This window comes from Nocardia concava NBRC 100430 (genome assembly GCF_000308815.1).
GTDB lineage: Bacteria > Actinomycetota > Actinomycetes > Mycobacteriales > Mycobacteriaceae > Nocardia > Nocardia concava.
In genome coordinates, this window is the sequence record NZ_BAFX01000070.1 from 1 (window position 1) to 670 (window position 670).

The following is a 670-nucleotide window of genomic DNA, read 5'->3' on the forward strand; positions in this document are numbered from 1 at the left end:
CGCTTCACACAGGTGAATGTGGTTGTGGCAGAGACCGTTTAGTCCTCACATGTAGGACTGCGGAAGCTCATGGGTGGAACACTGACAACCTCTCCCGCACATGGAGGAAGCCAAGTCTTTCTTCGCGGTTGATATATCGGCACACTGTTGGGTCCTGAAAGAACAGACGTTCTTTCCAGGCAAAAAACGATCCGCTCGGATCTTCGGTGAAACTGCTGGCTGTGCCGGTAAGTCTCGAAATTCAGGTTTGAGTGGGTGTGTTGTTTGAGAACTGCACAGTGGACGCGAGCATCTTTGTTAGTAAGTGTGTAAGAGCGTACGGTGGATGCCTTGGCACCAGGAGCCGATGAAGGACGTAGTAGGCTGCGATAAGCCTCGGGGAGCTGTCAAACGAGCTGAGATCCGAGGATTTCCGAATGGGGAAACCCAGCACGAGTGATGTCGTGTTACCCGCGCCTGAATATATAGGGCGTGTGGAGGGAACGTGGGGAAGTGAAACATCTCAGTACCCACAGGAAGAGAAAACAACAGTGATTCCGTGAGTAGTGGCGAGCGAAAGCGGAAGAGGCTAAACCGTGTGGATGTGATAGCCGGCAGGCGTTGTCCATGCGGGGTCGTGGGACATTCCTTCCTAGTTCTGCCGAACTAGGCAAGAGTAAGAAACCAAAGC

Annotated in this window: 1 rRNA gene; it reads left to right on the plus strand. The window is 52.8% G+C overall.

Features of this window, described 5'->3' with window-relative positions:
* Window positions 1-298: 298 nt before the first annotated feature.
* Window positions 299-670, plus strand: a 23S ribosomal RNA gene (locus tag ON43_RS45925); the annotation flags it as partial.